This window comes from Amycolatopsis solani, from assembly GCF_033441515.1.
GTDB lineage: Bacteria > Actinomycetota > Actinomycetes > Mycobacteriales > Pseudonocardiaceae > Amycolatopsis > Amycolatopsis solani.
In genome coordinates, this window is sequence record NZ_JAWQJT010000003.1 from 2154114 (window position 1) to 2175533 (window position 21420).

The 21420-nt window shown below is 72.0% G+C and carries 20 protein-coding genes and 1 pseudogene; 8 read left to right on the top strand and 13 right to left on the bottom strand.

The window, feature by feature from the left end; all coding sequences use genetic code 11:
- Positions 1 to 37 precede the first annotated feature (37 nt).
- From SD460_RS42605 to SD460_RS42615, 3 genes are read left to right on the top strand one after another with little or no spacing between them, the layout of a single operon-like run.
- The gene (locus SD460_RS42605; RefSeq protein WP_290060012.1) at positions 38 to 1210 is read left to right on the top strand and encodes a macrolide family glycosyltransferase; all 1173 of its coding nucleotides are present in this window, start codon (positions 38 to 40) and stop codon (positions 1208 to 1210) included.
- Positions 1211 to 1252: 42 nt separating this feature from the next.
- Positions 1253 to 2413, top strand: coding sequence for a trypsin-like serine peptidase (locus tag SD460_RS42610; protein ID WP_318307627.1), 1161 nt, complete (start codon positions 1253 to 1255; stop codon positions 2411 to 2413).
- A 10-nt stretch (positions 2414 to 2423) separates the two neighbouring features.
- Positions 2424 to 2666, top strand: a complete 243-nt coding sequence (locus tag SD460_RS42615) for a hypothetical protein (protein ID WP_318307628.1) — start codon at positions 2424 to 2426, stop codon at positions 2664 to 2666.
- Between the two features lie 78 nt (positions 2667 to 2744).
- On the opposite strand, the gene SD460_RS42620 is transcribed toward SD460_RS42615, so the two are convergent.
- Genes SD460_RS42620 through SD460_RS42640 form a run of 5 tightly spaced genes read right to left on the bottom strand, consistent with a single transcriptional unit; the run spans position 2745 to position 7464 of the window.
- A complete protein-coding gene (locus SD460_RS42620) occupies positions 2745 to 3122 on the bottom strand; it encodes an effector-associated constant component EACC1 (RefSeq protein WP_290060535.1) in 378 nt (125 codons plus the stop codon).
- A 54-nt stretch (positions 3123 to 3176) separates the two neighbouring features.
- Positions 3177 to 4895, bottom strand: coding sequence for an aminotransferase class V-fold PLP-dependent enzyme (locus SD460_RS42625; protein WP_290060538.1), 1719 nt, complete (start codon positions 4893 to 4895; stop codon positions 3177 to 3179).
- Positions 4892 to 5659: an amino acid ABC transporter ATP-binding protein gene (locus SD460_RS42630; RefSeq protein ID WP_290060540.1), complete on the bottom strand. Its 768-nt coding sequence runs from the start codon at positions 5657 to 5659 to the stop codon at positions 4892 to 4894. Before SD460_RS42630 ends, SD460_RS42625 begins: the two co-directional genes overlap by 4 nt.
- Complete coding sequence (locus SD460_RS42635) at positions 5652 to 6530, bottom strand: amino acid ABC transporter permease (protein WP_290060542.1); 879 nt, start codon at positions 6528 to 6530, stop codon at positions 5652 to 5654. The genes SD460_RS42630 and SD460_RS42635 overlap by 8 nt, the downstream gene beginning before the upstream one ends.
- On the bottom strand, positions 6517 to 7464 hold the full coding sequence (locus SD460_RS42640) for an ABC transporter substrate-binding protein (RefSeq protein WP_290060544.1): 948 nt from the start codon (positions 7462 to 7464) through the stop codon (positions 6517 to 6519). Before SD460_RS42640 ends, SD460_RS42635 begins: the two co-directional genes overlap by 14 nt.
- Before the next feature lie 96 nt (positions 7465 to 7560).
- On the opposite strand from SD460_RS42640, the gene SD460_RS42645 reads away from it, so the two are divergent.
- Complete coding sequence (locus tag SD460_RS42645; protein WP_290060546.1) at positions 7561 to 8547, top strand: Gfo/Idh/MocA family protein; 987 nt, start codon at positions 7561 to 7563, stop codon at positions 8545 to 8547.
- On the opposite strand, the gene SD460_RS42650 is transcribed toward SD460_RS42645, so the two are convergent.
- Entirely contained in the window at positions 8544 to 9749 is a 1206-nt protein-coding gene (locus SD460_RS42650; protein ID WP_290060547.1) for a family 8 glycosyl hydrolase, read from the bottom strand. The two genes, SD460_RS42645 and SD460_RS42650, sit on opposite strands and share 4 nt — an antisense overlap.
- A gap of 157 nt (positions 9750 to 9906) precedes the next feature.
- On the opposite strand from SD460_RS42650, the gene SD460_RS42655 reads away from it, so the two are divergent.
- Positions 9907 to 10302 carry a TIGR03618 family F420-dependent PPOX class oxidoreductase gene (locus SD460_RS42655; protein ID WP_290060549.1) on the top strand — a complete coding sequence of 132 codons (396 nt, stop codon included), beginning with the start codon at positions 9907 to 9909 and terminating at the stop codon, positions 10300 to 10302.
- Here the strand turns inward: SD460_RS42655 and SD460_RS42660 are convergent.
- The 4 genes and pseudogenes from SD460_RS42660 to SD460_RS42675 form a co-directional block, all read right to left on the bottom strand.
- Positions 10299 to 10841 (bottom strand): TetR/AcrR family transcriptional regulator, encoded by a 543-nt coding sequence (locus SD460_RS42660; protein WP_290060551.1) that lies wholly within the window; start codon positions 10839 to 10841, stop codon positions 10299 to 10301. The genes SD460_RS42655 and SD460_RS42660 overlap by 4 nt on opposite strands.
- The gene (locus SD460_RS42665) at positions 10841 to 12385 is read right to left on the bottom strand and encodes an acyl-CoA synthetase (RefSeq protein ID WP_290060554.1); all 1545 of its coding nucleotides are present in this window, start codon (positions 12383 to 12385) and stop codon (positions 10841 to 10843) included. The genes SD460_RS42660 and SD460_RS42665 overlap by 1 nt, the downstream gene beginning before the upstream one ends.
- 91 nt (positions 12386 to 12476) lie before the next feature.
- A pseudogene (locus SD460_RS42670) lies at positions 12477 to 12581 on the bottom strand (RidA family protein); the annotation flags it as partial.
- 3 nt (positions 12582 to 12584) lie between these two features.
- Entirely contained in the window at positions 12585 to 12947 is a 363-nt protein-coding gene (locus tag SD460_RS42675) for a winged helix-turn-helix transcriptional regulator (protein ID WP_290060557.1), read from the bottom strand.
- A 92-nt stretch (positions 12948 to 13039) separates the two neighbouring features.
- Between SD460_RS42675 and SD460_RS42680 the strand changes: the two genes are divergently transcribed.
- On the top strand, positions 13040 to 13426 hold the full coding sequence (locus SD460_RS42680) for a RidA family protein (protein WP_290060558.1): 387 nt from the start codon (positions 13040 to 13042) through the stop codon (positions 13424 to 13426).
- Here SD460_RS42680 and SD460_RS42685 read toward each other — a convergent pair.
- The 3 genes from SD460_RS42685 to SD460_RS42695 all read right to left on the bottom strand — a co-directional run bounded on the left by SD460_RS42685 (position 13423) and on the right by SD460_RS42695 (position 17512).
- Positions 13423 to 14625 carry a GTPase gene (locus SD460_RS42685; protein ID WP_318307629.1) on the bottom strand — a complete coding sequence of 401 codons (1203 nt, stop codon included), beginning with the start codon at positions 14623 to 14625 and terminating at the stop codon, positions 13423 to 13425. The genes SD460_RS42680 and SD460_RS42685 overlap by 4 nt on opposite strands.
- Complete coding sequence (locus SD460_RS42690) at positions 14622 to 16403, bottom strand: dynamin family protein (protein WP_290060560.1); 1782 nt, start codon at positions 16401 to 16403, stop codon at positions 14622 to 14624. The genes SD460_RS42685 and SD460_RS42690 overlap by 4 nt, the downstream gene beginning before the upstream one ends.
- A gap of 101 nt (positions 16404 to 16504) precedes the next feature.
- The gene (locus tag SD460_RS42695; protein ID WP_318307630.1) at positions 16505 to 17512 is read right to left on the bottom strand and encodes an IniB N-terminal domain-containing protein; all 1008 of its coding nucleotides are present in this window, start codon (positions 17510 to 17512) and stop codon (positions 16505 to 16507) included.
- Positions 17513 to 17816: 304 nt separating this feature from the next.
- On the opposite strand from SD460_RS42695, the gene SD460_RS42700 reads away from it, so the two are divergent.
- Together SD460_RS42700 and SD460_RS42705 are read left to right on the top strand one after the other, a co-directional pair.
- Positions 17817 to 18959 (top strand): Hsp70 family protein, encoded by a 1143-nt coding sequence (locus SD460_RS42700; protein ID WP_318307631.1) that lies wholly within the window; start codon positions 17817 to 17819, stop codon positions 18957 to 18959.
- Positions 18956 to 21364 (top strand): helix-turn-helix transcriptional regulator, encoded by a 2409-nt coding sequence (locus SD460_RS42705; protein WP_318307632.1) that lies wholly within the window; start codon positions 18956 to 18958, stop codon positions 21362 to 21364. The genes SD460_RS42700 and SD460_RS42705 overlap by 4 nt, the downstream gene beginning before the upstream one ends.
- The last annotated feature ends 56 nt before the right edge of the window (positions 21365 to 21420 follow it).

Here is a 21420-nt window from a genome sequence, read left to right on the forward strand (position 1 = left end):
GGCACGGCGCATTCGGGCTCCGCTACGGTCGATGATCATGTCGCGCACGCACATCGTCATGGTCGGCTGCACCGCGCCGAGTCACGTCTACCCGTCGCTGGGCCTGATCGGCGAGCTGGTGCGCCGTGGGCACCGGGTGTCCTACGTCGTCGGTGAGCCGCTCGCGTCGCTGGTCGAGCCGACCGGCGCCGCGGTCGTGGCTCACCCGACGATCTTCCCGCTCGGGGAAGCGGCGGTGTGGCCGGACGACCCGGCCGAGGCGATGCGCGTCTTCCTCGACGAAGCGATCGCGGTCCACCCGCGGCTGACCGCGGCGTTCGACGACGACCGGCCCGATCTCCTGCTGTACGACATCGGCGGGCTGGGCGCGCCGCTGCTCGGCGAGCGGTACGGCGTTCCCGCCGTGCAGCTGTCGCCGACGCTGGTGGCGTGGGACGGGTACGACGAGGACATGGCCGAGGTGATGGCGCCGATCAAGGCGTCACCGTCCGGAGTGGACTACGCGGCCACGTATTCCGCTTGGCTGCGGGAGAACGGGATCACCGCGGACCCGTGGGAGTGGATCGGCCACCCGGCCCACGTGCTGTCGCTCATCCCGCGCGCCATGCAACCGCACGCCGGCCGGGTCGGTCCGCACGTCCGGTTCGTCGGGCCGTGCCTGGACCCCGCCCGGCTGGCCGACCGGTCGTGGACGCCGCCGTCGTCGGGCCGCCGCGTGCTGCTGGTGTCGTTCGGGACGGCGTACAACGACCAGCTCGACGTCTACCGCGCCTGCGTTTCGGCGTTCGCCGAAGACTGGCACGTGGTGATTTCCCTGGGCAAGCACGTGTCCCCGGCCGACCTCGGTCCGCTGCCGGACTCGGTGGAGGTGCACGAAAGCGTGCCGCAGCTGGCGGTCCTCGAAGCGGCGACGGCGTTCGTGACCCACGCGGGCATGGGCGGGGCGACGGAAGCGCTGTGGTTCGGCGTGCCCTCGGTGGCGATCCCGCAGGCCGCGGACCAGTTCGGCAACGCGGCCCAGCTCGAAGCGCTGGGGGTCGGACGGCACCTGCCCGCCGGCTCGGTGACGGCGGAGTCCCTGCGGGCGGCGGTCGAGGAGGTGTCGTCGTCGGCCTCGGTGGCGGCGCGGCTGGCGGAGCTGAAGGCGGAGATCCGCGGGCACGGCGGCCTCGCGGCGGCCGCGGACGCGGTGGAGTCCTTTTCGGAGTGATCGAACCCGGGTTCGATCGACGGAAAATATCGAGCAGAACCCGTGGACGGCCACGATTTCCCACCGTGGCCGAGCAACCGGAAATGCGCCGTGGCGCGCAACCCCTTCTGCCAAGCGGCGGGTTGTTCCCCCAAAATCATCTCGGTACGGTCATGCCGAGGCCGGCCACATTGCGGCCGGAAAACAATCGAGGGGGAAAAGATGATGTTCAAACGAAGATCGCTGCTTGCCGTCATTTCCGGCGTGACGCTCGCGGCGTCGGTGCTGAGCGCCGTGCCGGCCACCGCCGCGACCGCGGCGGAAACCGATTCGCTGGTCGGCTCCGCCGCGCTCGTGCGGGACGGGAAAACCGGTGCTCAGCGGCAAGCCTCCGGCGAGGAGGCGCAGCGGATCGTCGACGACTACTGGACGCCGTCGCGGCTCGCGTCGGCCATTCCCGTCGTCGCACCCGCCGGCACCACGGACAAGGAACTGCCTGCCGTGACGGCGAAAGCCGTGACCGCCAGCGATCCGGCGGCGCCCGCGGCCGGCGACAAGACGACCCAGGACGCCTGGTTCTCCTACACCAACGGCAAGATCTACTTCCTCGACCCGCGGGACAACAAGAACTACATGTGTTCCGGCAGCGCCTTGAACAGCGGTTCGAAGCGGCTCGTCGTGACCGCGGGCCACTGCTCGATCGTCGGCGGCGGCAACGGCCAGGTCATGCTGAACTGGGTCTTCATCCCGGGCTACGACCACGGCTCCCAGCCGCGGGGGCGGTTCTCCGCCTACTGGTTCCACTACTCCACGGGCTGGTCGGTGCGCAACGACTGGCAGCGGGACTTCGCGTTCGTCGTGACGAACACCAACAGTTCCGGCCAGCGGGTGGTCGACGCGGCGGGCGGCCACGGCTTCCGGGTCAACGGGAGCTACAGCCGTTTCGTGCACATCGCGGGTTACCCGGGCGACCGGGACAGCGGCGAGGTGCAGTGGTACTGCTGGGGAACGACCGACCGGTGGCCGAGCGCCAACGCCTATCGGCTCGGCTGCAATTTCGGCGGCGGTTCCAGCGGTGGGCCGTGGCTCGAGGATTACCAATCCAACGGTCTCGGTTACGTGATCAGCGCCATGCAGGGTAATCTGAACGGGAACAATTCCGGGCCGTATTACGACAACCACGTTCTGGACGTCTTCAACGCGGCGAAGGACCACACCCCGTAGGGAGGCACCCGTGAGCACCAGGCGCACGGTAGTGGTGGTGGCGCTGGTCGCGGCGGCCGTCGCGCTGGGTGCCTCCGCCGTCGCCGGGTGGCTGGGCGCAGCGGGTGCGGCCGACCCCACCGGGCCGGCCGCACCCGCCGGTCCGGAGGTCGCCGGCGGACCGGCGGTCCAGACCGACCCGGACTACTGGACCGAGGAACGCATGCGCGGCGCAAAACCGGCCCCCATGCCAACCCCACCCGAGGGCCCGTAGCACTCCTGCCGCGGCTGGTCGTGAGTGTTGAGTCGGGTTCTAACCCGACTCAACACTCACGACCACCGGACCACCGCGCTAGGCGTGCCGCCGGACGAAGGCGTCGATCAGCTCCTGGCGCTCCGCCGACGTCGCCCGCTCCAGCTCGACGGTGTCCCCGTCGAGCGTCACCTTGATCCGGTGCTTGCCCGCCTGGCGGCCCAGCCACTCGCGCAGCGTCTCCACCAGGCCGGGGAACACGCCGCCGGCCGCGCTGAACGCCACCACCAGCGAGCCGATCGTCACCGGGTCCGCGGCCTTCGCGCCCGCGGGGAGCTCGCCCGGCGCGGCCAGCAGGTCGACGTCCAGCTCGCCCAGCTCGGCGCGCAGCCGGCGGGCGAGCCGGTCGAGTTCCTCCTCGTCGGCGCCGCCCTCCGCTTCGAGCCGCACCAGCGCGCGGGTGTCCGGTTCGGTCATGCGCGCCATGGTGCGCCTCGCTAAACCCCGGGAACAAGGTCCGTTCGGGCAGGGTCAGGCGCGAATTTCGTTGAGGTAGTTGTAGATCGTGTAGCGCGTGACGTCGAGCCGCCCGGCCAGGTGGTCCACCGCGTCCTTGATGAGGAAATAACCGGCCTCGTCGAGTTCCCGGACCACCGCGGCCTTGTGCCGTTTCTTCATCAGGTCCACCGGGATCCCGGCCTTGGTGACCGCCCGGTCGACGAGGAACCGCTGCAGGCTGTCGACGTCCGGTGGGAAAGTCTCCGGCTCGCCGTTGCCGCCGGCCGGAGCCGACGCGTCCACGCTGTTGACGCACAGGCAGCCGACCGCGATCCCGTCGGCGTCGCGCAGGAACAGCGTCGACGAGCGGATCGGCCGCCCGTCCGGGCCGTGCGTGCGGTAGTTCGTCAGGTCCTGCGTGGTGCCGCGGCGGACCAGGCCGAGCAGCAGGTCGGTCATCGGCCCGCCGACGCTGCGGCCGGTCAGGTCGCCGGCGATGGCGACGATCGAATCCGGCAGCCGGCTCAGGTCGTGCAGCAGTACTTCGTTGCCCGGCCCCAGCATCGCCGCCAGCCCCGGGATCGCCGGGACGAGCGCGGTGAGCACCTCGTGCGTGGTCGCACCCGCGGCGGGGACGGCCAGCGGCTCACGCGGCTTGGTCAACGTCTCCAGCGCGGCGCGCAGCAGGTCCGCCGCGGCCGCCGGTGTCGAGGCGTGCGGCGACAGGCGGACGTGCTCGGGCCGCACGGTCGCCGCGATCCCGGCGTTGGCCAGCGCCGCGCCGACCTGCTCGGCGGGGTGGCCGGGCAGCGTGAACGCCAGGATCCCCGCCCGCCGCCCGGTTGCCGAAACCACTTCCGCGCCGCACGAGGCCAGCACCTCCTCGAACGACCCGATCCGCTCGGCGATCCGCGCCGCGATGGCGGGCACCCCGGCGTCCTCGACGAGTTCGAGGGCTTCGGCGAACGCACCCGAAGTGATCGGGCTGAGGTTGGAGATCGACCAGGCCTGCGCGGTGGCGTCGGGGGCGTGGATCTCGTCGTCGAACAGGCCGGGGTCGCGCGCGCCGGTCCAGCCCGACAGCACCGGGTCCATCCGCTCGAGCGCGTTGTCGGACAGCACCGCGAAGCCGGTCCCCCAGCCCGCGCGCAGCCACTTCTGCCCGCCGACGACCAGCACGTCCGCGACCTCCCACGGCGCCTCGACCACGCCGAAGCCCTGGATGCCGTCGACGACCAGCAGCCGGTCGCCGACGACGTCGCGCAGCGCGGCCAGGTCGGCGCGGAACCCGGTGCGGAAGTCGACCGCGCTGACGCTCACCGTGGTGATCTCCGGCGTCAACGCGGAAGCGACCCGCTCCGGCGTGACGTAACCGCCGGTCAGCCGCCGCACGGTGAGGCGCCCGGCCTGTTCGGCGCGCGCCCACGGGTAGGTGTTGGCGGGGAATTCCGCCGCCGACACCAGGACTTCGCCGGAGCTGTGGAACGCGGCCTGGAACAGCCCCAAGCTGGTGTGCGGGAGCAGCACGGTGTGGTCGGTGTCCGAACCGGACAGCCGCGCGGCGGCGGCCTTGGCCCGGATCTCCTGCCGCATCAGCTCGTCCACAGTGGATGGACCGGCGGTGGTGGCCTGGTCGAGCAGGGCGGCCGTGGTGTCGAGCACCGCGTGCGACGGCGGGCCGAACCGGGCGAAGTCGAGGTAGCCGGCGGGCTCGTCGAACTGGAGCAGGTACCGGGGCGAAATCCGCGTCACGCGAGGATCCTCGCCAGGAACTGCCGGGTGCGTTCGTGCTTCGGCGCGCTCAAGACCTCCGACGGCGGCCCGGTCTCGACGACGGCGCCGTCGGCCAGGAACACCACCTCGTCGGCGGCCTCTGCGGCGAAGCTCATCTCGTGCGTCACGACGACCATCGTCATCCCCTCCCCCGCCAACGTACTCATCACTTCCAGCACCTCCCCGACCAGCTCCGGGTCGAGTGCCGACGTCGGCTCGTCGAACAGCATCAGCTTCGGTTTCATCGCCAGCGACCGCGCGATCGCCACGCGCTGCTGCTGCCCGCCGGACAGCTGCGCCGGGTAGGCGTCGGCGCGGTGCGCGAGCCCGACGCGGTCGAGCAGCTCGAGCCCCTGCTTGCGGGCGTCGTCGGGCTTCAGGCCGAGCACCCGGATCGGGCCCTCGACGACGTTCTCCAGCGCGGTCCGGTGCGCGAACAGGTTGAACCGCTGGAACACCATGCCGATGTCCCGGCGCTGGCGGGCGACGTCGCGCTCGCGCAGTTCGTACAGCTTCCCGCCGCGTTGCCGGAAGCCGATCGGCTCGCCGTCGACCCAGATCTGGCCGGCGTCGATCGTCTCCAGGTGGTTGATGCAGCGCAGGAAGGTGCTCTTCCCGGCGCCGGACGGGCCGAGCAGGCAGACGACCTGTCCCTTGTGGACTTCGAGGTCGATGCCGCCGAGGACTTCGGTGTGACCGTAGGACTTCTTGACGCCGACGGCGCGTAGCAGTGGCTCAGACACGGGCACTCCTCACCAGCGGCACGCCGCGCAACGCCTTGCCCGCGCGGGCGAGCGGCCCACGATCGGCCTGGCCGAACGAGCGCTCCAGGTAGTGCTGGCCCACCCCGGCGACGGTCACCACGACCATGTACCAGACGGCCGCGGCCAGCAGGGTCTCCATCACCAGCAGGTTGTTCGACGAGATGTTGTTCGCCGCGTGGATCAGCTCGGTCACGCCGATCACCGACGCCATCGACGTGCCCTTGAGCATGTTGATGAAGTCGTTGCCGGTCGGCGGGATGATCACGCGCATGGCCTGCGGCAGCACGACCCGGCGCAGCGTCGCGGCCGGCGTCATGCCGATCGACTTCGCCGCCTCGGTCTGTCCACTGTCGACGCTGTTGAGCCCGGCCCGGACGATCTCGGCCATGTACGCGCTTTCGTTGAGCGCCAGGCCGAGGAACGCGGCGGTGAACGCGCTGATCAGCACGTTCGTCTGCTCGTGGACCAGGAACGGGATGTCGATGACCGGGAACACCAGCGCCAGGTTGTACCAGAGGAGGATCTGCAGCAGCACCGGAAGGCCGCGGAAGATCCAGATGTAGCCGGCGGCGAACCACCGGGCGACCGGGTTGGCGCTGCGGCGCAGCAGGGCGATGACGATGCCGAGCACGATCGCGACGGCCTGGGACAGCACCGCCAGCACGACGGTGTTGAGTAGCCCCGTCGCCATCACCTTGTAGAAGACGAAGTCCGGGACCTGGTTCCACTCGATCTGCGCGTTGCCGAGCGCGATGCCCAGCAGCACGAGCAGGGCCAGGATGATCGCCGCGGCGACCCACCGTCCCCAGTGGCGGAGCCGGACGATCGGGAGTGGCTCAGGAGCCGCCATTGACCGCGGCCTCCTTGATGGCACCCTGCTCGACGCCCCAGGCCTGCAGGACCTTGCCGTAGGTGCCGTCGGCGATCAGTGCTTGCAGCGCCTTCTGCACCGAGTCGCGCAGCGCCGTGTTCGCCTTGTTGACGCCGATGCCGTACGGCCCGCCCTCGATCGGCTCGCCCGGGACGACCTCGAAGAACTTGCCCTCGCCCGCGGTGCGCGAGATGTAGACGGCGCTGGGCAGGTCGTTGAGGATCGCGGCGACGCGGCCGGTGCGCAGCTGGTTCTGGTTCTGGTTGTCGCTGTCGGTCGCGGTGACGTTGACCGCGGGCTTGCCGGCCTGCGTGCACTTCGTGCTCTGCGCTTCGGCGAACTTCTGGTGGCTGGTGCCCTGCACGACGGCGACGTTCTTGCCGCAGAGGGTGTCCGGGCCGGTGATGCCGTCCGGGTTGCCCTTGCGGATCATGATCGTGATGCCCGAGGTGAAGTAGTCGACGAAGTCGATCTGCGCCTGGCGGGCCTTGGTGTCGTTCATGCCGGCCATGGTCAGGTCGATGCGGCCCGACTGGAGGCTGGTGATGAGCGAGCCGAACGCCATGTCCTGGTGGGTGACCTGGACGCCGAGCTTCGCGGCGATGGCCTTGGCGAGGTCGACCTCGTAACCGATCGGGGTCTTGCCGTCGGCGGCGTAGAAGTTGTTGGGCGCGGACTGCAGGTTCGACGCCAGGTGCAGGCCCGCCTGCTTGACGTTGTCCGGCAGGGCGGCGTTGAGCTGCGCGTCCTTCTGCACACCCTGCACGATGGCGGCGGTGTCCGGGATGCCGGACGCGGGCGCGCCGGCGGCCTGCGACGTCCCGCCCGCGCCGTCGGGGCCACCGCCGCAAGCGGTCACCAGGACGGCCAGGCTCGCGAGCAACACCGCCTGTGCGGCGCGTGAACGGGACATTTCGGACCTCCACTGTTCGGCTGGGCCGAACGGTACAACTCGTTGTTGAAGAGGTCAACTGGCTGTTGAAATCTCCTCCGGTGCTAGCTTCGCCGCATGAGCCTGCGGATCGGCATCCTGGGGGCGGCTCGCATCGCCCCGGCCGCCCTGATCAAGCCCGCTTCCGCACACCCCGACGTCGAGGTCACGGCGATCGCGGCCCGCTCGGCCGACCGGGCGCAAGCGTTTGCTTCCCGGCATCTGATTCCGCGGGCTCACGGGAGCTACGAAGAGTTGCTGGCGGATCCGGACATCGACGCCGTGTACAACCCGCTCCCGAACGGCCTCCACGGCCGCTGGACCCGGGCGGCGCTGGAAGCCGGCAAGCACGTGCTGTGCGAGAAGCCGTTCACGGCGAACGCGGCGGAGGCTCGCGAGATCGCCGCGCTGGCGGCCGCGTCGGACCGCGTGGTCATGGAGGCGTTCCACTACCGCTACCACCCGCTGGCGCTGTGGGTGGAGGAGATCGTCGCGTCCGGCGAGCTGGGCACGCTGGAGCGCGTCGAGACGGCGGTGTGCTTCCCGCTGCCGAAGTTCTCGGACATCCGCTACGACTACGGCCTGGCGGGCGGCGCGCTGATGGACGCGGGCTGCTACGCGGTCCACATGGCCCGGACGTTCGGAGGTGGCGAGACACCGACGGTGGTCTCGGCTTCGGCGCGCCTGCGGTCACCGCGGGTCGACCGGGCGATGACGGCGGAGCTTCGCTTCCCCGCGGGCCACACCGGCCGGGTGACGTGCTCGATGTGGTCGTCTTCGCTGCTCAAGATCAACGCGAAGGTGGTCGGCTCGAAGGGGTCGATCAGCGTCCTCAACCCGCTGATGCCCCAGGCGTACCACCGGGTTTCGGTGCGCGTTTCCGGCGCTCGCCGCACGGAGAAGTTCCCCCGCCGTCCGACGTACGCCTACCAGCTGGACGCGTTCGCGGCGGCAGTCCTGCACGGCGAACCGGTCAAGACCTCGGCGGCCGACGCGGTCGAGACGATGACCGTGATCGACGAGATCTACCGCGCCGCGGGACTGCCGCCGCGAGAGCCGAGCTAAGCAGCCACGTAGTTGCCGCTCAGGACGAGCAGGACCTGGATCGTGATGCCCGTTCCGTAGTAGTCCGTCGCGTCCGGGGACCACGACGAAACCGCCGTCCACAGCTTGTCGAGCCAGGCCTGGCTGCCCGGGTCCGCCATCGCCGCCACCGCGAACGGGGCCGTGAAGCACGGGTGCTGGCCGCTTTCGGTCTTCGAACCCGACAGGGAATAACCGCTCTGGATCTTCGCCGGGTCGCCGCCCGTGGCGGACTTGATCCACGTCGTCATCTTGCGGACCTGGTTCGCCGCCGCGCTACCGGAAAAAGAGATCGCGTCCACGCCGAGGCGCCACGGGTCGCGGCAAGCGTTCCAGCTGTACTTGCCGTCGTACGGGCCCTCCAGGAAGTTCGACGGCGCCGGCTTCGGGGTCGAGTTCGTGCTGACGACGAAGTCCGGCAGCAGGCCCGTGTTCGGCGCGTACTGCGACTGCAGCTGGCTCACCGCGGTCTCCGAACGGGTCCGGACCTGGTCCCAGAAGCTGTCGCCGGTCGCCTTCGCGAAGGCGCGCAGGTGTCCCGGCATCCAGTCCGACGAGCGCGAGCTGTTCTTGTACTCCGCGTCGTTGCCCCAGTCGCCGAGCAGCGTGAACTTCGTGGACCCGTTGACCTCGCTCTTCTTGATCGCGTTGATGATCCGGACGGCTTCGGCCTTGTAGTTGACCGAGCCGGAGCTGCCCCACTTCTGGTCGGCGATCAGCAGGCCGTAGGCGATTTCGAGGTCGCCGTCGGTCGCGGAGTCGCTGCCGTTGACGCTCTTGCAGTTCGCATCCTGCTCGGCCGCGTGCAGGTCCTTGTTGTTGACCGACGGGTGCGCCTTCACGAACTTCAGGATCCCGTCGACGATCGAGCGCGCCTGCGAGTCCTTGTCCGCCATCATCGCCGAGATCGTCAGGCCGTAGCCCTCCCCCTCGGCGACGAACGAGTGGTCGGCGTCCTTCGACAGCACGGCGTAGGTGCCGCTGCCGCACTTGGTCGTCAGGAAGTTCTTCTTCCAGAAGTCGTAGTACTTCTGGAGCGCCTGGTCCTGCGCGGCCTGGGAGACCGACGGCCGCAACGTGCCCGGCACGTACGGGGTACCCGCCGCGGACGCGGTCGTCGGCACGCTCAGCAGCCCGGCGGCCAGCGCGGCCGAAGCCACCACCGCCCGGACGATCTTCTTCATCGCTCCTCCGTAAAGGACATCGTTGGCTGCGGCGACGGCGATGTGAGCGTGACAGAAGGTTCAAGACCCGGTCAAGACTGTTAGGAAACTTTCCTTACTATGACCGTGAGTGGTCTCACCGCGCCCCCGGCCACCCGGACGGACTAGCGTGGGTCCCATGAAGATCGACGACCGCAGCCCCGACTTCCGCACGTTCTGGACCGAGCGCCGGCTGGCCACCCTCACCACGGTCCGGCCCGACGGCACGCCGCACGTCGTCGCGGTCGGCGTCACCGTGGACTTCGACGCCGGCGTCGCCCGCGTGATCACGTTCGCCACCTCGGTCAAGGCCCGGCTGATCCGGGCCGCGGGCGCCGCGGGCGTCCCCGTCGCGGTGTGCCAGCTGGAGGGCCCGAAGTGGTCCACTTTGGAGGGACGAGCGGTGCTGCGCGACGACCCGGAGTCGGTGCGCGACGCGGAAAACCGCTACGCCGCCCGCTACCGCCAGCCGAAGCCGAACCCCCAGCGGGTCGTCCTCGAGATCGCCGTGACCCGGGTGCTCGGCAACGCTTAGATACCTCGTGAGTGCACCAGCCGGGTGTACTCAGCCAGCAACGTGGCCAGCTCGCTCTGCTCCCCCGCCGCGGCCAGTTGCTGGTGGCCCACCAGCATCGCCATGCCCAGCGAGGTCAGTGTCCGCGCGAGGGCGCCGTCGCCGACGATGCCCTTGACCGCCTTGCCGACCGTCCGCAGCCGTGCCGCGTCGACGCGTTTCTGTGCCGCCCGCACCGTTTCGTCGTTCGCTGCCCACGCCCGGATGGCCGCCTCGGCCTCGTGCGGCAGCCCGAGTGTCAGGTCCATCAGCGCGGCGAAGTCCGCCGACGGGCCGCCGCTGCCGAAGTTCCGCTCGCGCAGGATGCGTACCTGCCGGTTCCCCCAGTGCTCTAGCAGCTGCTCCACGAACCCCGGCCAGCCCCCGAAGTGGTGGTAGAACGACCCGCTCGTGACGCCGAGCCCGCGGCACAGCCTGCCGACGTTCAGCTCGGTGAAGCCGTGCTGGGCCAGCACGTCGAGCGCGGCCGCGAAGTACTCCTCCCGCGTGACCGAGGGCATCAGACGTTCCGGCCCCGGTCCCGCCAGTACGGCTCGCGCAACGAGCGCTTGAGGATCTTGCCGGTGGCGTTGCGCGGCAAGGCGTCCACGACGTCGACGCTGCGCGGGCACTTGTAGTGGGCCAGCCGCTCCCGGCAGAACTCCATCAGCTTGTCGGCGTCGAGCGCCTCGCCCGCGACGACGGCCTTGACCTGCTCGCCCCACCGCTCGTCCGGAACGCCGATCACGGCCACCTCGGCCACCCCCGGGAACTCCGCCACCACACGCTCGACCTCGGGCGAGTAGACGTTCTCGCCACCGGTGATGATCATGTCCTTGACGCGGTCTTCGAGGAACAGGAACCCGCCGTCGTCCAGGCGGCCGACGTCGCCGGTGCGGACCCAGCCGTCCACGATGGTCTCGGCGGTCGCCTCCGGCTTGCCGAGGTAGCCGGCCATCCGCTGCTCGGTGCGGACCCAGACCTCACCGGTCCCGGTGTCTTCGGCCGTCACCGGGTCGACGATCCGGATGTCCACTCCGGACAGTGCGGTGCCCGCCGAAGCCAGCCGCTCCGGCCGGGACGCGTCGCGGTGCGCTTCGGGGTCCAGCGCGGTGACCGCGCCGGACAGCTCGGTCATGCCGTACACCTGCGCGAACCGCACGTCCGGCCAGGCGGCGAGCACGGTGCGCAGCAACGGGAGCGGCATCGGCGACGCGCCGTAGCAGAGGTACTTCAGGCGGGAGAACGCCTGGAGCGCCGCCTCGCCGGCCTGCGCGATCCCGGCCACGACGGCGGGCACCAGGAAGGCGTGCGTGATCCCCGCCTTCAGCGCGGCGAACAGCGAAGCCGCGTCCGGCTCGCGGGTCAGGTAGGACGGTTCGCCGTAGAGGAAGCCGGAAACGGCGTAGCAGCTGCCGCCGACGTGGAACAGCGGCATCGCGACGAGGTTGACGTCGCCGGGGCCGATCGGGAACGCGGTGCCGGCGGCGAGGCCGTGGGCGAGGACGCCGCGGTGGGTCAGCACCGCGCCCTTGGGGAAGCCGGTGGTGCCGCTGGTGTACATGATCAGCACGCCGTCGTGTTCGTCCACTTCGGACTCGGCGGGCGGCTCCCCGGAGGCCAGGAACGGTTCGTACTCGTCGTCGTCCCCGCCGACGACGACCACGCGTTCGAGCGCGGGCAGCCGGTCGCGGATCGCGTCGAGCGCGGGCCGCAGCTCGGCGCCGACGAAGACCACCTTCGCCCCGGAATCCGCGAGCACGTAAGCGAGTTCGTCGCCGGAGAGCCGCCAGTTGACCACGGCGTTGGCGGCACCGATCGTGGCCGCGGCGAACGTCGTCTCCAGGCAGGCGGGGTGGTTCTTGTCGACGAACGCGACGCGGTCGCCCCGGCCCACCCCGGCCGCGGCGAGGGCGCCCGACAGCCGCCGGACCCGCTCGTCGAGCTCGGCCCACGTCCACGACCGGTCGCCGAACAGGAGCGCGGTGTCCGCGGGCCGCTCGCGCGCCCAGTGCGCCAGGAGCTCGCCGAACAACCGGACGCGGGGGCGGACGTCGTGGGGCATGGCGGGTTCCCTCCGGCCGGCGCTGGACCATAGACCGGTCTATGGTGCGCCGCGGCCCGCCGGGCGTCAACACCCGGCGGCACGCGGGTTTTCACGCCACGGCCGTGCCTTCCAGCTCCACGACCAGCGTGGGAATCGCCAACCGGGTCACGCCGAGCGTCGTGGTGGCCGGTGCGGCCCCGGCCGCGCGTTGCCGGCCCTAGCCGTCGAAGCGGTGCCGGGCGGTCTCGATGTCTTCGAGGTAGCGCTGGGTCCAGCCGCACATGCTGTCGACGGTCGCCCGCAGGCCTTGGCCCGGCGCGGTGAGCGTGTATTCGACGCGGGGCGGGACCGTCGGGTACACCTCGCGCTCGACCAGTCCGTTGCGCTCCAGCATGCGCAGGTTCTGGGTCAGCATCTTGTGGCTGATGCCGTCGACCTCGTCGCGCAGTTCGCTGAAGCGCAGGGTCCGCTCGCCGAGGGTCTCGATGATCAGGAAGGCCCACTTGTTGGCGACGTCGGAGAAGATCTCGCGGGCCAGTGAATCGGCGCGCGAAAGGTCCGCGTCCTGCTTGGTCACCATCTGGTTCCCCCGTCACCGAAAAGTGCCTTCTTCCGCATGGCTCAACACTCTCCTACGGTTCCTGGGTAACCACAAGTGACCACGGAGGAAAGATGAGCGTCACCCTCGTCAACCCGGCCGAGCTGCCCGCGATCGACGTCTACCACCAGGTGTCGATCGCCGAAGGGACGAAACTCGTCTTCGTCGCCGGGCAGGTCGCCTGGGAGACGGAACCCGACCTGGCCGCACAGGTCGAGCAGTGCTACGTCAACGTCGCCGCGGCACTGGCCGCGGCCGGCGCCACGTTCGACGACGTGGCGAAGCTGAACTTCTCCGTCGTCGACTGGACCCCGGACAAGATGCCGGCCCTCCTCGACGGCGTCGCCCGGGGAGCGGCGAAGGTCGGCACGACCGCAAAGCCGCCCGCCACGCTCATCGGCGTCGCGGCACTGGACGTGCCGGAGCACCTGGTGGAGATCGAGGCGGTCGCGGTCCGCTAGGTGAACAGCGCCAGCAATCCCTCCGCCGAGCGCACCACGACGTGGGCCGCTGTGCGCTCCGCGTGGGGGCGGTCCGGGCGCTCGGCCTCGTGGCGCCAGCGGCGCAGTGCGTCCAGGCCCGCGTCGTAGATCTCGCCCGGGTCCGCGTCCGGCTCGAGGCCCAGGCGGTCGGCCGGGGCCGTGCCCTGGGCGCCCAGCAGGCGGACCGCCTCCTCGGCCGGGTCGCCGGACAGGGCTGTGCGGCCGCCGCGGATGTCCGCGATCAGGCGTAGTTCGCGGAAGTCGTGGGCGGCCGCCGCGAAGCGCTCGACCCGGGACACCAGGCGGTCGCCGCCCGGGCGGGGCTGGGCCGCCAGCAACGCTTCCAGCCGGATCACCGCCGTGCGGGCCTTCAGTGCCTCCGCCCTCGCCACGAAACAACCCGCGAGGGTGTCGCGCAATTCGCCGAGCCCGCTGCGGCGCACCAGCTCCGCCGACAGCTTGACCCGGTCGTCGCAGCCGGTGCGGATCAGCGTCAGCGCCAGGCGGACGCCGAACATCCCGAAGCGCACGACCAGCGATCGCCGCGTCTCGACCGGGATCGGGCCGGGGAACGCCGGGTCGGTGAACGAATCCACCGACAGCACGTGCCGTTCCAGCTCCTCGCGCGGCACCGCGGCGAAAGCGGCCAGGAGGTCGAACTCGTCGTCGCGCAACGACCGGCCGCCGTACGCCAGCTGGCCGGCCACCGCGATCACGCCCAGGAAACCCGTGCACAGCGGGTCTTCGCGCCACGCGCGGCGCGCGAGCTGCTTCGCGGTCAGCAACGCGTCGATGCGGCCCGCGCCGACCTCGTCGGCCCGGGACAGCACCAGCACCGAGTTGACCGCGCTCTGCCGCGCGAACGGCGAGCCGCCCGGCGGGTGCGCCGCCGCGAGTTCGTCGGGTTCCAGGTGGCGGACCAGCCGGACCGTCGCGTCCGGGACCTCGTCGGCCGGGCCGGGGTCGTCGAGGAGCACGAGGTCGCGCAGCGCGCGCGTCGGCCATTCGCCGAGCGCCGCGGCGAGCGTCGACTTGCCCGACGACGGCGCGCCGGTGAACGCGACGCGCAGCGGCTGCTCCAGCCGGTTCGCGCAGTCGTGCAGCAGCGCCGAAGCCCGCGGGTCGTCGCGGTAGAGCCCGGACGCGGCGGCGAGGAGATCGCGGACGTCCCGGGTCACGCCGAAAGCTCCCGCCGCTGCTGCCGTCCGGCGATCGTGCCCAGCTCGCCCGCGCGCTGGTGCAGGCCGGCCAGCCGGTCGATCTCGCGTCTGATGTGGACGGTCCGGCGCTCGCGTTCGGCGGTGCCGGCCAGGATCGTCTCGCGCTCGTGCGTCAACTCGTCGGCGAGTTCCTCGGCCAGGCCGGTGAAGTGGTCACGCAGCCGCCGCTGCACGAGGCGGATCGAATCGCGGCATTCCTTGCTGAAGCGCAGGAACACGTCGTCGACGTGCCGCTGCGCCGCCTGCTTGGCGACAGCCTGGCGGCGCTGCAGCCGCATGCCGCCTTCGTCCTTGATCGTCTTCGCCGCGAACGCCGCGCCGGCGCCGATCGAGACCGGGTTGATCAGCGGCAGCCCGGCGAGGCTGGTGACCAGGCCGAACATCAGCACGCCGCCGTAGGACCCGCGCAACCCGGTGAACGCCTGCTGCCCCACCTTGAACTTCTCGATCTTCGGGCGCCGGACGTCATCCAGGCCCTCCACGCCGGAGCCGTCGAGCCGCAGGTCGGGCAATGCGCGGTCGTACTGGGCGCCGAAGCACGCGGCGACCGCCTGCGCGATCCACTCCGCCCGGTCGGCGAGCCACGTGTAGTTGACGTCGACGGCTTCGGCCAGCGCGTTGTCCAGCCAGGGCGCGAAGTCGTCCCACACCTTGGCCGGGTCGCCCTCGTCGAAGGTGCGGTCGATGGTGTTGACGATCTTGCGGGTCCGTTCGCGCAGGTCGTACTCGGCGTCGGACAGCAGGTCGGTGATCTCGTCGGAAAGCAGGTTCTGCCACTTGGTGTTCTGCCGCCGCAGGTCGTCGGCGCGGCGTTGCGCGCGCTGAAGCAGCGCGGCCTGCCCGAGCCCGGCATCCTGCCCCGCCGCCTCGGCGCGATCACGCAGCGACTCCACGAGCTCCGCGGCGGCGGCTCGCACGCCCACGGCGGCGAGCAGCGCGCGGGACTGCTCCGGCGGGCGCGAGGCCTGCTCAGCAATCCAGTTCAGCAGCTCGGGAAAACCGGAACGGGCGTTGAGATCCGCGTCACCGGCCTTCGCGGCGGCCTGGCGCACCACGGCCGAGACCGGCTGAACGGGCGCGTCGATCCCCGCCTCGGCGAGCATCGCGCGGTTGCGCTCGGCGACCGCGCGCCAGCCGGGAGAGGCGTCGATCTTGGTGAGCGCCACCAGGACGTGCGGGCACCAGGTGCGCACGTGCCGGGCGAGCGCGAGTTCGGCGGCGGTCAGCGGCGACGTCGCATCGGAGACGAGGATCACCGCGTCCGCTTCGGCGAGCAGGTCGAGGGCGGCCGCGGTCCGCGGTGACCGCGGGTCACCGACCGGCGGGGTGTCGACGAGGACGAGCCCGGCCGACAGGAGTTCGCGGGGCACACCGACTTCCACGCGGCTGAGCGTGCCGGCGGGACGGGCGCCGAGTTCGCCGGTGAGCCGTTCGACCGCGACGGGGATCCGTTCGCGGGACCGGCCGACCAGGGTCGCGGCGGGTTCGGCGGAGTAGGCGATTTCGGTGGGGACGGCCGGGGTCGGGGCGTCGCCGACCGCGCACACCGGCGCGTTCAGCACCGCGTTGAGCAGGTATCCCTTGCCCTGTTTGGGAAAGCCGAGCACGCCGAGCCGGATCTGCCCGGTGGGGGCGTCCCGGCGTCTGCGCAGGCGCTCGGCGAGATCGGCGCGGCCGTGCGTGCGGCACGCGTCCATCGTCTCGTTGAGCACTTCGAGCCAAGCGGGGGCGGTCACAGCGAAGGAGTGTCCCCGGTTTACTCCCCGTGCGCACACCGGGTGCCCGTCCCGCGGTCGCACCCAGACCGCGGGACGGGCACCGGTGACCGGTTCGGGGCTCAGTGCCCGATGTGGATGTCGTTGTTCGACGCGATGTCGCCGATGTGCAGGTTGCCCAGCGCGTTGTGGCTGACGTCGGCGACATCGGAGACGACGTCATGGACGGCCGAGCCGTTGCCGCTGGCCAGCTCGCCGACCTGGCCGAGGGCGTTGTGGTCGGCGCTGATGCCGGTGGCGTTCGTCACGGCGCCGGTGACGTCGGTGACACCGTGGACGGCCGAGGTGACCTCGCCGCTGACGTGCTTGACGTCGATGTCCGAGGTGCCCTTGAGGATGCCGGTGAAGTCACCGATGTGGCCGGTGACGGCGCCGACGGTGCTGTTCAGGTCACCGGTGACGTCGCCGACGTGCGTGGTGGTCTCGTAGACCGGCGCGGTCGCGTTGTTGGACAGGTTGCCCACCACGTCGCCGCCGAGGTGCGAGACCTCGCCGGTGGCGCCGACGACCGAGCTGTGGTCGACGTCGGTGACCGAGTACACGAGGTTGCCCGCGACCTGGACCGCGTCGAGGCTCGAGCCGAGGTCGCCCGCGGAGCCGAAGGCGCCGGTCGGGTCGCCGGCCAGGGCGGTGACGCCCGCGGCCGTGGTGGTGAGGTCGTTCACACCGGGGAGGGCGCCGACGCCCGGAACCGCGGCGGGCAGGCCCAGGTCGCCGATGGCCGGCAGCTCGGTGCCGAGGTCGCCGACACCCGGCAGCGCCGAGGTGCCCGGCAGGCCGAGGCCCGCGGTGAGGGCGGTGAGCTGGTCGATCGCGCCCTGGATGCCGGGGGCGTCGGTGCCGACCGAGGACAGGCCACCGATGGCCGGGAGGCTGTCCACGGCGGGGAGGCTGTCGACCGGCACGAAGTCGAGCACCAGCGGGATGACCTCGTGCACGTCGGCGGCGCTGACGTCGCCGAGACCGGCGGCGGCGAGGGCGCCCTGCGGGTCCGTCCCGAAGGCCGCGAGCGCGGTCGGGTCGTTGAGCAGGTTCAGGGCGAAGTCGTGCAACGTCTGCACGGAGTCCATGGGGGTTTCTCCTGGTCCGGTGGTTCGGGGGGACGGCATCGGCCGCAACGACCGGTGCTCCGTGATCAAAGTAGGGAGACGACCCCCCAGCGCACATCGGGGATCACTCCGAGTCGCACTCCGGTCAGCCGATAGGGGATCGATATGTCATCGTTAGGGAGTTAGGGGCTCATCCGAGACGCGCTCAGTTGGGTTAAATCCCTCCTGCCCCTTGATTGACTAACCCGTTTGGGTGAGGATGCCCCGAGCCCTAGGGGGATTTCGTACCCCTGTTCGGCCCCCGCGAGGTGAGGAGGAACCGCCGTTGCCCTACGTCCTCGGGATCGATGTGGCACAGGGACGGACCCACGCCGCGACCTGCCGGCGGCAAGGCACCGGCTGGGGCGAGCCCGAACCCCTCTGGCTGGGCGAGCGGTCCCCGGCCGCCGCGTCCGCGCTGTTCCTCGACGACGAGGGCTACCTGCTCACCGGGGACGCGGCCGCGCAGGCGGGCGCCCGGGTCCCGTCCCGGCTGCTCACCGGCTTCCACCGGCGGATCGGCGACGACGTGCCGATGCTCGTCGAAGGGGAGGCGTTCCCGCCCGAGACGCTGACCACCGTCCTCGTCGAGGGGATCGCCGAGCACGCCGCGAATCTCTTCGGCGGGCCCCCGGCCCACCTGGTGCTGACCCACCCCGGCGACTGGGGCGGCTACCGCCGTGACGTGCTGCGGCGCGCGCTGGCCGACGCCGGGTTCACCGCCGTGACGTTGGTCCCGGGCTCGATCGCCGCGCTCGGCGCGCACCTGGCCGTGCCCGGCCCCGGCGCGACGGCGGCGGGAGTGTGCGAGTTCGGCGCCGACGGCGTGATCGTCACGCTGGCGACGGCGACCGCCGCCAGCGGCTGGCAGCTCGGCACGAGCGCCGAGGGCGTAGCCCCGGCGGCCGCGCTGAGCACGCTGTTCGCGCTCGCCGGCGCCGCGACGACGTCCCCCAAGGGCCTCGCCGGCGTGGTGTTCTGCGGCGACGTCCCCCCGCACGCGCTGCCCGCCCGGCCGCCGTGCCCGATGTTCGCGGGACCGGTTCCGCCGGCGACCGCCGCCCTCGGCGCGGCCGCACTCGGGGCGCTGCGCGCCGAAGGCCGGGGTGGGCCCCAGGAACCCCCGGCCGTCGAGACCACCTTGCTCCCCAAGGTGGACACGCTCGGTGAGCTCGGCGAGCGGCCGCCCCGGCCGCCGGTCGAGATCACGCCGTTCGAACTGCCCGAGCGCGTCAGCCCGATGAACCTGTTCCGGCGGCGGCGCCCCCTCGCCGCCGCGATCCTGGTGCTCGCCGCGGCCGTGTCCGCCGGGGCGATCACCATCACCGCCCGCGAAGCCACCGCAGGCCCCGGCACCACCCCCGCTCCGTCCCCCGCCCCGAGCCACTGCGCCCGCCCCGGCGCCCCCTCCGGTGAAGGTCACTGTTGAACACTCTGCTCACGCAGGTTTCCCCGCTTCACACCGTCCCCGCCCATCCCGCGGCCCGTCAGCTCCTCGACCGGGTCGCGGCCGACCCCGCCGAACCGCTGCGGCTCGCCGTCGTCGCCCCCGGCGGCTACGGCAAGAGCGTGCTGCTCGCCGCGCTCGACCGCCGCTACCGGGAAGCGGGCGTCGACGCCGTGCTCGTCGACGACGCCGACCGGCTCGGCCCCGACCAGCTCGAGGAGCTGCTCGCCGGGGCGGACGGCCCGATCGTCGTCGCGCACCGGCCGGCCGCGGTGGCGCCCGGCTGGACGCTGCTGCAGCTCGGCCCGCTCACCGTCGAGGACATCGCCCGGCTGATGACGGCGGTGACGGGCGCGCCCGCCGACCCGGCGGAAGCGACCGACCTGCACGCCCGCAGCGGCGGCGTGCCGAGGCTGGCCGAGCGCGCGCTGCTCGGGCGGCTCGAGGACTTCCGGCCGGAGCTCGACGAGCTCGACGACGCCGTGCTGCGCTACCTGATCGCGGCCGAAGCCGGGGCGGGGCGCAACCTCGACCTGCTGAGCGCGCTGCTCGACCGCGGCCCCGACGAGCTGCCCGCCGTCGTCGACGGCGCCCGCGCGACCGGCCTGCTCGCCCCGGACGACACGCTGCTACCCCTGGCCGCGGCCGCCGTCCGCGACTTCGGGCCGCCCGCCCGCCGGCTGACGACGGTGCAGCGGCTGGTCGAGCTCCAGCTGGCGAACGGCCTGCCGGTGCTCGACCTGGCGCGGTCCCTGCTCGGCACGGGCAGCTCCGGCGCGTCCGCGGCCGCGGCCTTCGCGGCGGCGGCCGGGGAAGCACTGCCGTCCGACCCTCGGCTGGCGGCCGAGCTGTTCGAGGCCGCCGCCGAAGCGGGCGACCGGTCGCCGACGGTGACCGCGGGCTGGGCCCGCGCGGCGGCGTTGTCCGGCGACCTCGACACGGCCCTGCGCCTCGGCGACGGCATGCTCGGCGCGGCCGACGCGCAGACCCGGGCGGCCGGCGCCGCGATCGCCGCGACGGTGCTGGCGCACCGGGGCGAACTGGCCCGCAGCGCGGAGCTGTACCACTGGGCCTCCCGCACGGCCGACCTCCCCGCGACGAGCTGGGCGGGCGCGGACGCGTTCGCGGCCATCGCCCTCGCGGGGACCGGCGACCTGCCCGGCGCCCGCCAGCTGCTCGACACCCCCTCCCCCGGCGTCGCCCCGACGTTGTTCGCGGGCGCGGCGACCCGCATGGCGGGCGGCATCGCGGATTCGGTGTCCGGCTGCGCGACGGAGACGTTGTCCACGTTGCTGGGCGCGGCAGCGATGCTGGAGCCGGCTCTGGGCGGCACGTTGCTGCCGGACAGCCCGGCCGCGCTCGCCGCACTGGCCGCGCTGCACACCGGCGAGCTGGCGCTGGCGGAGTCGGTGCTGATCAGGGCGTTGGAGGGCCACACGGGTGGCGACCTCCTGGCGAAGCGCCACCGCCTGCTCCTCGGCTGGGTGGCGATGACGGCCGGCGACCTGACGAAGGCGGCGGAACACCGCGACGCCGTCGCCGGGCAGCCGCTGGAAGCCCGCGACGAGCTGTTCTTCGCGACGCTGGACCTGGGTCTGGCCCGCCGGGCGAGCGACCTCGTCGGGCTGCAGCGGTCGTGGAACCGCGCGTACCAGGCGTCGATGCGGTACCAGACGGACCTGTTTTCGTTGCTGCCCTTGGGTGAACTGGCGATCGCGGCGGCCCGCACGGGTGCGTCCGCCAAGCTGTCCCCCCAGCTCGAGCGCGCCCACGGTCTTTTGACCCGCCTCGGCGAGCCTCCACTGTGGACGGTGTCGCTGGTCTGGCACGAACTGCACGCGGCGATCACGTCGGAGGACGCGGAAGCGGCGAAGGCCCACCTGGCGACACTGACAACACACGCCCACTGCGGCCGCCACCCCCGAGCCCTGGCCACGGCGGCCCAGTGCTGGCTGGCGGTGCTGAGCGGAACGTTCGCCCCGGACCCGATCGCGGCGGCGGCCGCGGAACTCCACGACTTGGGCCTCCGCTGGGACGCGGCCCGTTTGGCCGGCCAGGCGGCGATCCGCACGTCCGACCGGAAGGCGATGGTCCAGCTCCTGGAAGCGGCCCGCCAGTTCCAGGGCACGGCGGCCCGCCGCGACCAGGGAGCGACGGAGCCGGCCGCGTCGGGAACCGGCCTGGCGGCGCTGAGCGAGCGCGAGCTGGAGGTCGCCCGCCTGGTCGTGGAGGGGCTGACGTACAAGCAGGCGGGGAGCAAGCTGTTCATTTCCGGGAAGACGGTGGAGCACCACATGGCCCGGATCAGGGGAAAGCTGGGGGCGACGGACCGGCGCGAGTTGCTGGCGACACTGCGGGAACTGCTGGCACGGCCGGACGCCCCCTGAGCGGACTGGCCTTCGCGCTCGGGCCGGTGCGGTCGGGCGCTGTTCGCGGTCGGGCT